We start from the raw sequence: 13,311 nt of genomic DNA, 5'->3' as shown, positions 1-13,311 counted from the left end.
CGTAAAACATTATGTTTTACGAGATTTTTTTATTATTCAGCTTCAGAAACTACTGTGAAGCGTTCGTTTACATGTTTTGGGTTTTCAATTTCATCAAGTGCTGCAACTGCGAAGTCTTCGTAACTTACGTAGCTATCACCTTTTGCGTTCACAAGAAGGTTGTCTTTACCAGCTTTATAAGAACCAGTACGTTTTCCTAATGCGAATAGTGCAGAAGGGCTGATGAATGTCCAAGTGATGTCATTTGTTTGTTGTAAGATTTCTAAGTTTTTACCTTGGTTTTGAGCTGTTGCAAGATATTCTTTCGGGAAACCTGGTGTCTCAAATACACGTGTTGTTTTCTCTTCGTCTACAAATAAGCTTCCAGCGCCTCCAACTACAAGTAATTTTGTATTTGGTGCACCTTTCATAGCTTCAATAAGTACGTTTCCTGCATCTACGTGAAGGTGTTCTTCGCCTGCTGGAGCACCGAATGCATTTACAACTACGTCAAATGCCTGCAGGTCGTTAGACGTAAGAGAGAATACATCTTTCTCTAAAACTTTTACGTTTTCTTCTGTAATTTTTGCAGCGTTTCTTACGATTGCAGTTACTTCATGTCCGCGATCCAATGCTTCTTTTAAAATACGACTTCCTGCTTTACCAGTTGCTCCGATAATTCCGATTTTCATAATAAATCCCTCCAAAGTGTTTTGTTAAAGTGTATATCTGAAAGTAAATGAATGTGTTGTAATAAGGTTTGTTACAACCTGATGTAATCATTATAGTTACAGTTAGACACTTTTGTCAATGGGGTAGTTTGTAGATTTATTTTTTGTTTTAGTATGCACAGTTAGAGGGAGGGTAGTCAGTCATAAAGATATTGTTACTGTGAACCTGGCTAATATTTGGAAATTGCAAATTGTCGAAAAATGTTGATTTTTGAATGTTTTTTAAATATAATTCGTTTTATGGAGAAAAGGAGGGGTTAATTGTATGAATATTTTGGAACAATTCGTTTCGTCAACGAATACAATTCTTTGGTCATATATTCTTATTGCAATGTTAATTGGTTTAGGTCTTTATTTTTCTATTAAATTGAAATTCGTACAAATTACTCATTTAGGGGAAATGATTCGTTTAATGAGTGATGGGTTAACTGGAAAGACGCGTAAAAAAGGCAGTGTATCTTCTTTCCAAGCATTTTGTATGAGTTCTGCAGCTCGTATTGGTATAGGTAACTTAGCTGGTGTAGCGTTAGCTATTTCTATGGGAGGACCTGGAGCAGTATTTTGGATGTGGGTTATTGCGATTATCGGGGCTTCTTCAAGTTTCGTCGAAAGTACGCTTGCACAAATTTATAAAATAAAAGATGGCAGTGGATTCCGTGGTGGTCCTGCTTATTATATGGAAAAAGGTTTAAATAAACGTTGGATGGGGATTTGGTTCTCTATTCTGATTACAATTAGTTACGGTTTAATTTTCAACTCAGTACAAGCAAATACAGTTACATTAGCGTTTAAAAATGCATTTGGTATTGAGCGTTACGTTGTTGGGATTGTATTAGCAGTATTAGTTGCGGTTATTATTTTTGGTGGTGTAAAAAGTATTGCGCGTATGTCGGAAATGATTGTTCCGCCAATGGCAATTCTTTATATTGCAGTAGCGATTTTCGTTGTTATTAAAAACTTCTATTTACTACCAGATGTGTTTACAGAAATCTTTAAAGGTGCATTCGGTTTAGATTCAGCTGTAGGCGGTGGTATCGGTGCTGCGATGAAATATGGTATTCAGCGCGGGTTATTTGCGAACGAAGCAGGTATGGGTAGTGCGCCGAACGCGGCAGCAACAGCTGATGTAACGCATCCAGCCAAACAAGGTTTTATTCAAACAATCGGCGTTTTAGTAGATACATTCTTAGTATGTACATCAACAGCATTTATCGTACTATGTTCTGGTGTATATAAAGCAACGAACTTAGAAGGTATTGAATTAACACAAAATGCATTAAGCTCACAAATTGGCCCATGGGCGAGCAGTTTCTTAGCGATTATTATTTTCTTATTCGCTTTCAGTTCACTTCTAGGAAACTACTACTATGGTGAAACAAATATTGAATTTATTAAGCAAAGTAAAACGTGGTTAACAATTTACCGTGTTGCGGTAGTTGGAATGGTATTATTCGGTTCTGTTGCGACGCTTCAAGTTGTATGGAATATGGCAGACTTATTTATGGGTCTAATGGTAATAACGAACTTAATTGCGATTACACTTCTTGGCCGATTTGCGTACGCGGCATTAACAGACTATGTAAGGCAAAAGAAACAAGGGAAAGATCCAGTCTTCAGTGCAGATTCTATTCCTGGTTTAACGAATACAGAGTGCTGGGATAAGCCAGTGGTAACAGATAAAGAAAAAGCAGTGTAATTGAAAAGGCGAGCATCGAGGTAAATTTGATGCTCGCCTTTTTTGTTGTAGTAAATGATGAAAAGGGTGAGGGGTAATTATTAATATAACTTTTTTGTTTGTTCCTCTCGTTATTTGTGGGGAACGTACTGTTTTAAAAGTATGGCTGGTCGAAGAGGATAAGAGATTGAGTATTGGATAAATGCATGTAATAGCTATATTTTTATGAAAAAACACGTATGTTAAGATAGTTAACGTATTCATGTCATAAAACCTAACATAAAGTTCTTGATTACTAAAAGTTTTTAGAATATAATTTTCTTATTGTTAGGAAGAGGGGGCAATGCAAATATGGATTTTTTAGCTAGGGTAATTGGGGATGTAAATAATATCCTTTGGTCATATGTCATTATTGCGATGTTAATTGGGTTAGGGCTCTATTTTTCATTTCGTGTGAAATTTGTCCAAGTTCGTTACTTCGGTGAAATGATTCGATTACTTGGGGATGGAGCAAGCTCGAAAACGAGGAAAGCACAAAAAGAGAAGAGCGGCGTATCATCATTCCAAGCATTTTGTATGAGTACAGCTTCTCGTGTAGGTACTGGTAACTTAGCTGGTGTAGCTATCGCAATTTCAGCGGGTGGTCCAGGAGCAGTATTTTGGATGTGGTTAATCGCGGTAATTGGGGGTGCTTCTGCATTTGTAGAGAGCACATTAGCGCAAATTTATAAAGTGAAAGATGGGAATGCATTCCGTGGGGGCCCAGCGTATTATATGGAAAAGGGTTTAAAGAAACGCTGGTTAGGTGTTGTGTTCTCTGTTCTAATAACAGTAAGTTTCGGATTAATTTTTAATGCTGTACAGTCTAATACTGTAGCGGCTGCCTTTGATGGGGCATTCAAAACAGATAGTAGGTTAGTAGGTCTTGTTATGGCTGGTTTACTTGCAGTTATTATTTTCGGCGGAGTAAAACGAATTGCTCGCGCGGTTGAAATGATTGTTCCAGTAATGGCAATTATTTATGTAGCAGTGGCATTATTCGTTGTTGTAACAAACATTACGGCAATTCCGTATGTATTTAAAGAGATTTTCTTACATGCTTTCGGAATTAAAGAAGTAGTAGGTGGGGGACTAGGAGCCGCGATTTTACTAGGGGTAAAACGCGGATTATTCTCAAATGAAGCAGGTATGGGTAGTGCGCCGAACGCAGCAGCGACTGCGAACGTAACGCACCCAGTTAAACAAGGTTTCATTCAAACTTTAGGGGTATTTACAGATACATTATTAATTTGTAGTTGTACAGCATTTATTATTCTTTTATCAGATGTGCATAATGCAGCTGATTTAAATGGAATTCAATTAACGCAGCAGGCGTTAAGTCAACATATCGGTCCATGGGCTTCTATATTTGTAGCAGTTGCAATCTTCTTGTTTGCATTTAGTTCATTAGTAGGTAACTACTACTATGGTGAAACAAATATTGAATTCTTAAATGGAAGTAAAGTGCTATTAACAGCGTACCGCATTGCTGTACTTGGTATGGTTATGTTAGGATCTGTAGCGACAATTCAAATCGTTTGGGATGTAGCAGATTTATTCATGGGTATTATGGCTGTTATTAACTTAGTGGCGATTGTATTCCTCTCTAAGTATGCTTTTGCGGCATTATCAGATTACGTAAAGCAAAAGAAACAAGGGAAAGATCCGGTATTCTATGCGGATTCTATTCCAGGTTTGAAAAATACAGAGTGCTGGGATAAGTCAGCAGTAGCTGATAAAGAAAAAGCAGTATAATGAGGTGAGCATCAAGTGAAACTTGATGCTCATTTTTTGTTTTATCCAGTTGTTTATAGATGGTAAAAGACGAACATTTATGAGCATTTCATAATTAAATGTAATTTTTTAAAGAAAAGTGCGGATATGAGTTGTGATTTATGTTAGAATGGAAAATGCCTTTGAAACAAGAGTTTTCATGACATTTCCTATCCAATCGAAGGTTACGGAGGAGAAATGGAAAGTTCGGATTATTTCTTGTTTTGAATGGTCAGACGTTCAACGTTAATGAAGAGTTAAATGGAGGATTTTATTAATGAAGTTTGTTATGTTCCTTGTAGGATTACTCGTTGTATTTGTACTCGGTTTTCTTATAAGTGCCGATCGAAAGAAGATTAAGTATAAACCAATCGCAATTATGCTTATTATTCAGCTAGCATTATCTTATTTCTTATTAAATACGCAAGTTGGTTATATTTTAGTAAAAGGAATTTCAGATGGATTTGGCGCACTTCTTGGATATGCGGAAGCTGGAATCGTTTTCGTATTTGGTGGTCTTGTTAATAAAGGAGAGGTTTCATTCTTCTTAACAGCGCTATTACCAATCGTATTCTTTGCGGTTTTAATCGGAATTCTGCAACACTTTAAAATTTTACCGATATTTATTCGTGCTATTGGTACGTTGTTAAGTAAAGTAAATGGTCTAGGAAAACTAGAATCATATAATGCAGTAGCAGCTGCCATTGTTGGACAAGCAGAAGTATTTATTACAGTAAAAGATCAATTAAGTAAAATCCCAAAACATCGTTTATATACATTATGTGCATCTTCTATGTCGACAGTGTCGATGTCAATCGTTGGTTCTTATATGAAAATGATCGAACCGAAATATGTAGTAACAGCACTTGTATTAAATTTATTTAGTGGTTTCATTATCATTCATATTATTAACCCGTACGATATTACAGAAGAAGAAGATACACTGAAATTAGAAAATAAGAAAAAACAATCATTCTTTGAAATGCTAAGCGAGTACATTATGCTTGGTTTCACGATTGCGATTACAGTAGCAGCTATGTTACTTGGTTTCGTAGCATTAATTACAGCAATTAATAGCTTGTTTGATTCAATGTTCGGTATTACATTCCAAGCTATTTTAGGATATATTTTCTCACCATTAGCATTCGTAATGGGTATCCCGCAAGCTGAGATGGTAACAGCGGGACAAATTATGGCAACAAAATTAGTATCAAACGAGTTTGTTGCGATGCTTGATCTTGGAAAAGTAGCTGGTGATTTATCGGCTCGTACAGTTGGTATCCTTTCTGTATTCCTTGTATCATTTGCGAACTTCTCATCTATCGGAATTATCGCAGGTGCAACGAAAGGTATCGATGAAAATCAATCAAATGTTGTATCATCATTTGGTCTACGCCTTGTGTACGGTGCGACATTAGTAAGTATTCTATCAGCGATTATCGTTGGTGTTATGTTATAAAAAAAGATGGTCCTAGCTCATAGCTAGGGCTATTTTTATGGTAAATTTGCATGAAAAAACCAATTAATTAGGAATATATTAACATATAAAAATCTTTTAAAATTTATATTGCATTTCGTCTAGATAACGCTTACAATTTGATTTGTAGGTGGTATCAATTTCAGACTTTCAATTATGGTAGGAGAGAAGAAGCTACCTTTTATAAATTGCAATTTATGTAAACGCTTACTGATTTTAGATGACAGTTGAATAGTTTTAGGGGTTTTAAATTTTTTTAACAACAATGGTCAGACGTCATTCGTTATACGACCAATAACTCGTGGGAGAAGTGGAGGATTCACATATGAAGTTCGTAATGTTTCTAGTCGGTTTACTTGTAGTGTTTGTACTAGGTTTCCTTATCAGTTCAGATCGTAAGAAAATTAAATATAAACCAATTGCACTTATGCTTGTCATTCAATTGGTACTTGCGTATTTCTTACTAAATACAAAGGTCGGATTCGTATTAGTAAAAGGAATCGCAGATGGATTTGGCGCTATTTTAAAATTTGCGGAAGCTGGGGTTAATTTCGTATTTGGTGGTCTAGCAAACGATGGACAAGCACCATTCTTCTTAACAGTATTATTACCGATTATTTTCTTAGCAGTATTAATCGGGATTCTGCAACATATTAAAGTTTTACCGATTATCATTCGTGCAGTCGGTTTCCTATTAAGTAAAGTTAACGGTTTAGGAAAACTAGAATCATATAATGCGGTAGCAGCTGCAATCGTTGGTCAAGGGGAAGTATTCATTACAGTAAAAGATCAACTAAGCAAATTACCGAAAAATCGTTTATACACACTTTGTGCATCTTCAATGTCTACAGTATCGATGTCAATCGTCGGTTCTTATATGAAAATGATTGATCCAAAATATGTAGTAACAGCACTAGTATTAAACTTATTCAGTGGATTCATTATCGTTCATATCATTAATCCATATGAAGTAAAAGAAGAAGACGATATTTTAGAATTACAAGAAGACAAGAAACAAACATTCTTTGAAATGTTAGGCGAATATATTATGCTTGGTTTCTCAATCGCTGTAACAGTAGCGGCGATGTTAATCGGTTTCGTAGCATTAATTACAGCAATTAACGGTGTATTCGATTCAATTTTCGGAATCACGTTCCAAAGCATTTTAGGATATATCTTCTCACCATTAGCATTCGTAATGGGTATTCCAACATCAGAGATGCTACAAGCAGGACAAATTATGGCAACAAAATTAGTAACGAACGAATTCGTTGCAATGCTTGACCTTGGTAAAGTAGCTGGTGATTTATCAGCTCGTACAGTAGGTATTTTATCTATCTTCCTTGTATCATTTGCGAACTTCTCATCTATCGGAATTATCGCAGGTGCAACGAAGAGTATCGATGGCAAACAAGCAAACGTTGTATCATCATTCGGTTTAAAACTTGTATACGGTGCAACGTTAGTAAGTATATTATCAGCGATTATCGTTGGGGTTATGCTTTAATAAATTAAGAAAAGCAATGAGCGTAGGCTCATTGCTTTTTTGTTTAACTTGCTTTATCCAAGTCTCTTTTAAAACGTGGTTTCTCTAAATAAGTTCCTAGTCTCCACGCATATTCCACTGGCCCCATTCGGTATTTTTGGAGCCAATAGGTGCTAACGAATAATTGAATCGTATAAATTCCGATGGTTAAAAGAATACCAAAGAAATAGCCAATTTTCCCGTATAAGCCAAATCCATATGCGTAAAAAATGGTTGTTGCGATAATAGATTGCGCTAAGTAATTACTAACGGACATTTTCCCCATGTTCGCCATGTATGTTAGTAGACGGGTTGCTTTTTTGTAATGGAATAATAAAATGATTGTGCTTCCGTAAAAGAAGGTCATAGTTACTGGTGTAAGGCCATCTTGTAGCATAATTAAAAGCGGGTGCTTTACGAACATAGCTAAGATTTTAATTGTAAAAGAGAAGAGACCGGTGGCAAACCATATTTTTTTGACAGCAGGTATATGTTTACTGACCTCAAATAGCCAGCCTTTTTTCCCTACATACATTCCGAGTAGGAACAGTGGAGACATAAAAATTATTGCGAAAACTGATATGAAAAATAATCCGAATGCACCGTCAATTCCCATGTAATCAAAAGGATTTTCAGTCAATCTAAAGTTGACGTGATCCATATAGCTTCCAGTTTGATGGACTTTATGTTCTTTTTCAGTATAAGGTGCAAAATCATCTGTATTTGTAGATGGATCAGTTTGATAAGACATAAGTGTAATAAGTGCGAGTAGAATAATCGCCCAAATGAGCAAAGTTTTCGGTTTTCGATTGATGAACATCATTAAGAAAATCCCGATTATTCCGTATGCAAATAAAATATCGCCCTCCCAAACAAAAGTGCCGTGAATGTAGCCTAGTAGTAAAAGAATGATAATACGTCTTATGTATGTGGGGAAGAATTTTTTTCCTTTTGCGATAATACTTTTTTGTAACAAAATAATGCTAAGCCCAAATAGAAAAGAAAATAGGGATATAAAGTTATGTGTGCCGAAGAATTGAATAAACCAATTAGCGCCTTTATCAAGATCGCCGAATAGATAAGTTGGTTTTTCACTGGTGAAGAACCCGAATTGAATTAATGTCATATTGACTAGTAAAATGCCAAACAAAGCGAAACCACGAATTGCATCAACAGCTTCTACACGTTGATTCATTTTTCCTCTCCTCGTATATTCGTTTTTATATTGAAAATAATACCATTTTATAGCTGGCACTATGTCAAATATGAGGAAATTTAAGGTGATTTTAAGATAGAGAGCAAACAAAAAAATCACCTTAATACATGTATTAAGGTGATTGAAATATTATTCAGCTGGAGGCGTAAATGTACGTTTCTCTAATTCAGCATCTAGTATAAACAGTGCGTTTGAATCGCTTGTAATACGTTTTAATTTTTGAATGATGCTATCGAATGAAGCTTCTTCTTCAACTTGTTCGTCAACGAACCATTTTAAGAATGTAATTGTTGCATGTTCACGCTCGTCCCAAGCGATATCAGATAAGTTGTAAATACGTTTCGTTACTTCACGCTCGTGCTCAAGTGCGACTTCAAAAGCGTTTAATACAGATTCGTATTCGTTATTCGGATTATCAAATCCAGTAATAATAGCGCGCTCTCCGCGGTCATTAATATAGTTGTAAAGCTTCATTGCGTGGAAACGTTCTTCTTCAGCTTGTACAAGGAAAAAGTTAGCGAATCCATCATAGCTCTCAGCTGTACAGTAAGCAGCCATTGCCATATAAGCATGGGCAGAGTAAAATTCAAAGTTCATTTGTTCATTTAATGCGTCGTGCAATTTTTTTGATAACATAAAATCCCCCTTAGTATTGTGACAAGAATATTATACCATAATTGATAATATTCTCATTTAGATACTTCGAACCTTTTCGAAAGCTTTGTGACGTGTGCATCCATAATGTCTTGTAAGTCTAAATCATATTTTTGCGAAAGAATAATAAGGTTAGATAGTACATCGCCAAGTTCTTCTTTTAGTTCTTGTTTTAGCTCTTCTTCTGTTTTCGCATCTTCATCAGGGCGATCGCGGCCAATTTCAATAGCACGAACGACTCGTGAAACTTCCCCAACTTCCTCGGTTAAGAAATTTAAGCGAATAAAGGCATTATACTGTGACCAGCTTCGTTTTTCGTAAAATTCCTCAACCCATCTTTGAAATGCAACGATATCCATTTCTTCCTCATCTCCTCAATATGTTGTACAATGTTCATTGTATCATAACAATATATAGTTTCGGGGTGTAGGTATGAGAAAGCTTTGTGTGTTTGCAGGTTCTAATTTAGGGGAGAGACCAGAATTCAAAGAGCAGGCAATTCAGTTAGGTAAAATGTTTGTTGAGAACGACTATGAGCTCGTATACGGTGGTTCATGTGTCGGATTAATGGGAGAAGTAGCAAACGAAGTTCTTCGTTTAGGTGGACGTGTAACAGGTGTTATGCCGCGCGGTCTATTCCGAGGAGAAATTGTGCATACAGGATTAACAGAATTAATTGAAGTAGAGACGATGCACGAACGTAAAGCTAAAATGGCAGAGCTTGCAGATGCTTTTATTGCGCTTCCAGGCGGATACGGAACGTTTGAAGAACTATTTGAAGTTGTATGTTGGTCACAAATTGGTATACATAATAAGCCGGTTGGTTTATTAAACATAAAAGGTTTTTATGGACCAATTTTGCAAATGGTTGAACGTGCAGCAGAAGAAGGATTTATGAATCCATCAAATAAAGAATTGATCGTTTCAGCAGAGACAGCAGATAAACTAATTCATGCAATCCAAAATTATGAGCGTCCTGTTTTGGGAACGAAGTGGAAGCAACTATCATAGCAAATACGGAAACACATGTCGTTTTAATTTAAGATGGCATGTGTTTTTAATTTGGTTAAATATGTTAATTTTTAGATGTAATGTTTTTGGAAAAGGAGAAAGAGATGGAGGAGTTTGTGTATTTAAGACCGGTTTTTAAAAGTATTTTAGCAGCATCTATTCTTGTTATGCTAATTGTTTTGAGACAGAAGAAAGAGTTGATTAATAAATTTTCACTTTGAGTTATCTCGGTATTGTGTATCGGTGTTTCCGCGATAACGTTGTTTATGTCTGGATTCATCGTTGATGAGTATAATCTAGCCGGAGATGTGCAGAGTTTTAACATGTTTATTGCGATTGGTTGTATTAGTGGTCTGAATTTCATTATTTATTACAGAAGGCAATAAAAAGAGGCATTCCGTATTACTTTGGAATGCCTTTATCATTTTGATTGCTTTGTTTTTTATACAGGTACCAGCCACCCCAGCCGCCACCAATTGCTACGACAACGAGGAAAGCATAGTCCTTAACCTCGACACGTATATTGAAAATATTAGCTATAAGTAAGAGAATCCCAACTGTTATTAACGCAAAAAATGCTCTAATTAAGTAGTCTTTCAACTGAACCACTCCCGTCATTTAAGTAGTAAATGATGAATTTGGAAAAGCTAAAGGGTGTTGCCTATATTTTAACATAGATGAGATTGTAATATATTGATAAAAGTAGGAGAGAGGTGTTTGTTAATATTGTCGTGATTTGTCGATAAGTCGATATAATTAAAAAATCGCTGATATATTGGAGGGAATCGCCGATATAATTGGAAAATCGCTGATATGTTGGGGGGAATCGCCGATATATTGGAAAAATCGCTGATATAAATTTCATGTACCAGCATGCGCGACCAATCTATAGAAAAAAGCGACTCTGAGCAAGCCGCTTTCGCTTTAAAGTAATATCCAGCTCCGGTAGCTAGAATGTTCGGTGGCTTCGCTTTTTCCTGCGAGGCAAAGAGCGCCTCTACGTCAAAAGCTCCATCCCTCTCACATTCTGAACAAGCTACCTCCGCTTTTAAGTGATATCCAGCTCCAGCGGCTAGAACAGTCGGTTGTTTCACTCCTTCATTCGAGGCAAAAAGCGCCTCGTAATCAGGAGTTCCAACACCCTCCTGTTCTGAACGAGCCGCTTCCGCTTTTAATTATTATTGATTCAAGAACGCACGTAGCATCCAAGCGTGTTTTTCTAGTTCTGTGTAGATGCCTAGTAGTAGGTCAGATGTCATTTCATCGTCAGAGTCTTGAGCGATTTCCATGCCTTTTTTCAGTTCGACTAGCATCATTTCGTAGTCTTTCATGATTGCTTCGACCATCCCTTCTGCAGTTTCTCCGTATGCTGCTTCTTGAATAGAAGATAGTTCTAAGTATTCTTTCATTGTTGCTACTGGTTTGCCGCCAATTGCTAAAATACGTTCTGCAATTTCATCGATGTGAGTAGCTGATTCTGTGTAAAGTTCTTCGAATTTCTCGTGTAATGTGAAGAATTGAGGTCCTTTTACGTACCAATGGAAGTTGTGAAGTTTTGTGAATAAAACGCTCCAGTCTGCTACTTGTTTGTTTAATACTTCGATTACTTGTTTGTTCATTATGATCAATCTCCTTTTGAGTTGTTATGTGATATCAATTACTAGATTATAATTATTATAATCTAGTAATTTCTATAAATCAACCCTTTTGCTGGAATTAATTTGAACAAATTATGAACTGTTGTAAATAAAAGGCCCTATTACGGTGAAGTAATAGGGCCTTTGTTTGTTAAACAGCCTTTTGTTTTTCTTCTACATCTTGCCCATCCCAACACTCTGTATTCTTTAAGCCAGGGATAGAGTTTGCAACGAAGACAGGATCTTTTCCTTGTTTCTTTTGCTTCAAATAGTCTACTAATGCAGCGTAAGCAAATTTGCTAAGGAATGAGATGGCAATTAAGTTTGTGAATACCATTAGTCCCATGAATAAATCAGCTAAACTCCAAACTGTTTTAAGAGCAGCGATTGATCCGAAGAATACCATTCCGACAACTGCAACACGATAAATCATTAACCATGTTTTACTTTCTTTAATGAATGCGATATTTGTTTCACCATAATAGTAGTTTCCTAGAAGTGAACTGAAAGCGAATAGGAAAATAATAATCGCTAAGAAAGTGCTTGCCCACGGTCCAATTTGTGAACTTAATGCGTTTTGTGTTAATTCGATACCTTCTAAATTTGATCCTTTGTAAAGTCCAGAACATAATACGATAAATGCTGTTGATGTACATACTAAGAATGTATCTACGAAAACGCCTAACGCTTGAACAAGCCCTTGTTTTACAGGGTGAGATACATCAGATGTTGCGGCTGCATTAGGAGAACTACCCATTCCCGCTTCTGTAGCGAATAAACCGCGCTGAATTCCGAACTTGATTGCTGCTCCAATACCACCAGCGATGGCTTGGTCTAAACCGAATGCACCGTTAAAGATTTCCATGAAAATGCTTGGTAACATACTGAAGTTGTTAATAACGACAAAAATAGCCACGCCGATATAAACGATTGCCATTGGCGGAACAATCATTTCTGTAATACGTGAAATGCTCTTAATGCCACCAAAAATAATAACTGCAACTAATAAGGCTAATAGAGCTCCTACGATTGTTCGCTCTAGTCCAAAAGCATTTTCAAACGCTATTGTTACTGTATTTGCTTGCACTGAATTGAAAATTAATCCATACGCAACTGTAATAAGAAGTGAAAACCAGACGCCCATCCAGCGTTTGTTTAACCCTTTTTCCATGTAATATGCTGGTCCACCACGGAACCTACTTCCATCTTTTACTTTATAAATTTGCGCAAGTGTACATTCTACAAAACTAGTAGCTGCTCCGATAATTGCGATAAACCACATCCAAAATATTGCGCCAGGTCCACCCATTGAAATTGCTAATGCTACACCAGCTAAGTTTCCGATACCGATACGTGCTGCTGCACTTAAGCAAAATGCTTGGAATGGTGAGATGCTATCTTTCTTTTTTTCTTTTCGATTAAACCCTTTACTAATTAAGCTGACCATCTCACTGAAATGAGTAATTTGGACAAATTTTAATTTAAAAGAGAAGTAAAGACCGAAGCCGATTAGCATTGCAATAAGAATATATGACCATAAAATATTATTCGTTACCTCAAGGAATCTGCTAAAGATATCAACCATATAATACAC

Annotated in this window: 12 protein-coding genes and 1 pseudogene; 6 read left to right on the top strand and 7 right to left on the bottom strand. The window is 36.3% G+C overall.

Annotation, left to right across the window (positions count from 1 at the left end; translation table 11 throughout):
* Nucleotides 1–32: 32 nt before the first annotated feature.
* Nucleotides 33–671: an NAD(P)-dependent oxidoreductase gene (locus GBN78_RS11085; protein ID WP_000689895.1), complete on the bottom strand. Its 639-nt coding sequence runs from the start codon at nucleotides 669–671 to the stop codon at nucleotides 33–35.
* A 304-nt stretch (nucleotides 672–975) separates the two neighbouring features.
* Here GBN78_RS11085 and GBN78_RS11080 point away from each other — a divergent pair, with 304 nt between their 5' ends.
* The 4 genes from GBN78_RS11080 to GBN78_RS11065 all read left to right on the top strand — a co-directional run bounded on the left by GBN78_RS11080 (nucleotide 976) and on the right by GBN78_RS11065 (nucleotide 7,181).
* Nucleotides 976–2,406: an alanine/glycine:cation symporter family protein gene (locus GBN78_RS11080; protein WP_152127377.1), complete on the top strand. Its 1,431-nt coding sequence runs from the start codon at nucleotides 976–978 to the stop codon at nucleotides 2,404–2,406.
* 330 nt (nucleotides 2,407–2,736) lie between these two features.
* Complete coding sequence (locus GBN78_RS11075; protein ID WP_000346412.1) at nucleotides 2,737–4,179, top strand: alanine/glycine:cation symporter family protein; 1,443 nt, start codon at nucleotides 2,737–2,739, stop codon at nucleotides 4,177–4,179.
* Between the two features lie 295 nt (nucleotides 4,180–4,474).
* Nucleotides 4,475–5,656 (top strand): NupC/NupG family nucleoside CNT transporter, encoded by a 1,182-nt coding sequence (locus GBN78_RS11070; RefSeq protein WP_000673839.1) that lies wholly within the window; start codon nucleotides 4,475–4,477, stop codon nucleotides 5,654–5,656.
* 343 nt (nucleotides 5,657–5,999) lie between these two features.
* Complete coding sequence (locus GBN78_RS11065; RefSeq protein ID WP_000673874.1) at nucleotides 6,000–7,181, top strand: NupC/NupG family nucleoside CNT transporter; 1,182 nt, start codon at nucleotides 6,000–6,002, stop codon at nucleotides 7,179–7,181.
* 43 nt (nucleotides 7,182–7,224) lie between these two features.
* On the opposite strand, the gene GBN78_RS11060 is transcribed toward GBN78_RS11065, so the two are convergent.
* The 3 genes from GBN78_RS11060 to GBN78_RS11050 form a co-directional block, all read right to left on the bottom strand.
* A complete protein-coding gene (locus GBN78_RS11060) occupies nucleotides 7,225–8,394 on the bottom strand; it encodes a DUF418 domain-containing protein (protein WP_044584969.1) in 1,170 nt (389 codons plus the stop codon).
* A 150-nt stretch (nucleotides 8,395–8,544) separates the two neighbouring features.
* The gene (locus GBN78_RS11055; RefSeq protein ID WP_070184451.1) at nucleotides 8,545–9,051 is read right to left on the bottom strand and encodes a ferritin; all 507 of its coding nucleotides are present in this window, start codon (nucleotides 9,049–9,051) and stop codon (nucleotides 8,545–8,547) included.
* Between the two features lie 53 nt (nucleotides 9,052–9,104).
* Nucleotides 9,105–9,428, bottom strand: coding sequence for a MazG nucleotide pyrophosphohydrolase domain-containing protein (locus GBN78_RS11050; RefSeq protein ID WP_000355749.1), 324 nt, complete (start codon nucleotides 9,426–9,428; stop codon nucleotides 9,105–9,107).
* 73 nt (nucleotides 9,429–9,501) lie between these two features.
* Between GBN78_RS11050 and GBN78_RS11045 the strand changes: the two genes are divergently transcribed.
* Both GBN78_RS11045 and GBN78_RS11040 read left to right on the top strand, forming a co-directional pair.
* Nucleotides 9,502–10,080, top strand: a complete 579-nt coding sequence (locus GBN78_RS11045; protein ID WP_001228359.1) for an LOG family protein — start codon at nucleotides 9,502–9,504, stop codon at nucleotides 10,078–10,080.
* A gap of 104 nt (nucleotides 10,081–10,184) precedes the next feature.
* A pseudogene (locus GBN78_RS11040) lies at nucleotides 10,185–10,466 on the top strand (hypothetical protein).
* 16 nt (nucleotides 10,467–10,482) lie between these two features.
* On the opposite strand, the gene GBN78_RS11035 reads toward GBN78_RS11040, so the two are convergent.
* From GBN78_RS11035 to GBN78_RS11020, 3 genes are all read right to left on the bottom strand, one after another.
* On the bottom strand, nucleotides 10,483–10,680 hold the full coding sequence (locus GBN78_RS11035; protein ID WP_000656312.1) for a hypothetical protein: 198 nt from the start codon (nucleotides 10,678–10,680) through the stop codon (nucleotides 10,483–10,485).
* 578 nt (nucleotides 10,681–11,258) lie between these two features.
* A complete protein-coding gene (locus GBN78_RS11025; RefSeq protein ID WP_001041895.1) occupies nucleotides 11,259–11,699 on the bottom strand; it encodes a Dps family protein in 441 nt (146 codons plus the stop codon).
* Nucleotides 11,700–11,868: 169 nt separating this feature from the next.
* On the bottom strand, nucleotides 11,869–13,302 hold the full coding sequence (locus GBN78_RS11020; RefSeq protein WP_000227591.1) for an alanine/glycine:cation symporter family protein: 1,434 nt from the start codon (nucleotides 13,300–13,302) through the stop codon (nucleotides 11,869–11,871).
* Nucleotides 13,303–13,311 lie beyond the last annotated feature (9 nt).

The organism is Bacillus sp. B2-WWTP-C-10-Post-4 (assembly GCF_009183805.1).
Taxonomy (GTDB): Bacteria; Bacillota; Bacilli; order Bacillales; family Bacillaceae_G; genus Bacillus_A; species Bacillus_A cereus.
Note: the sequence above shows the minus strand (reverse complement) of the source record. Positions and strands in the feature narration are given on the sequence as shown.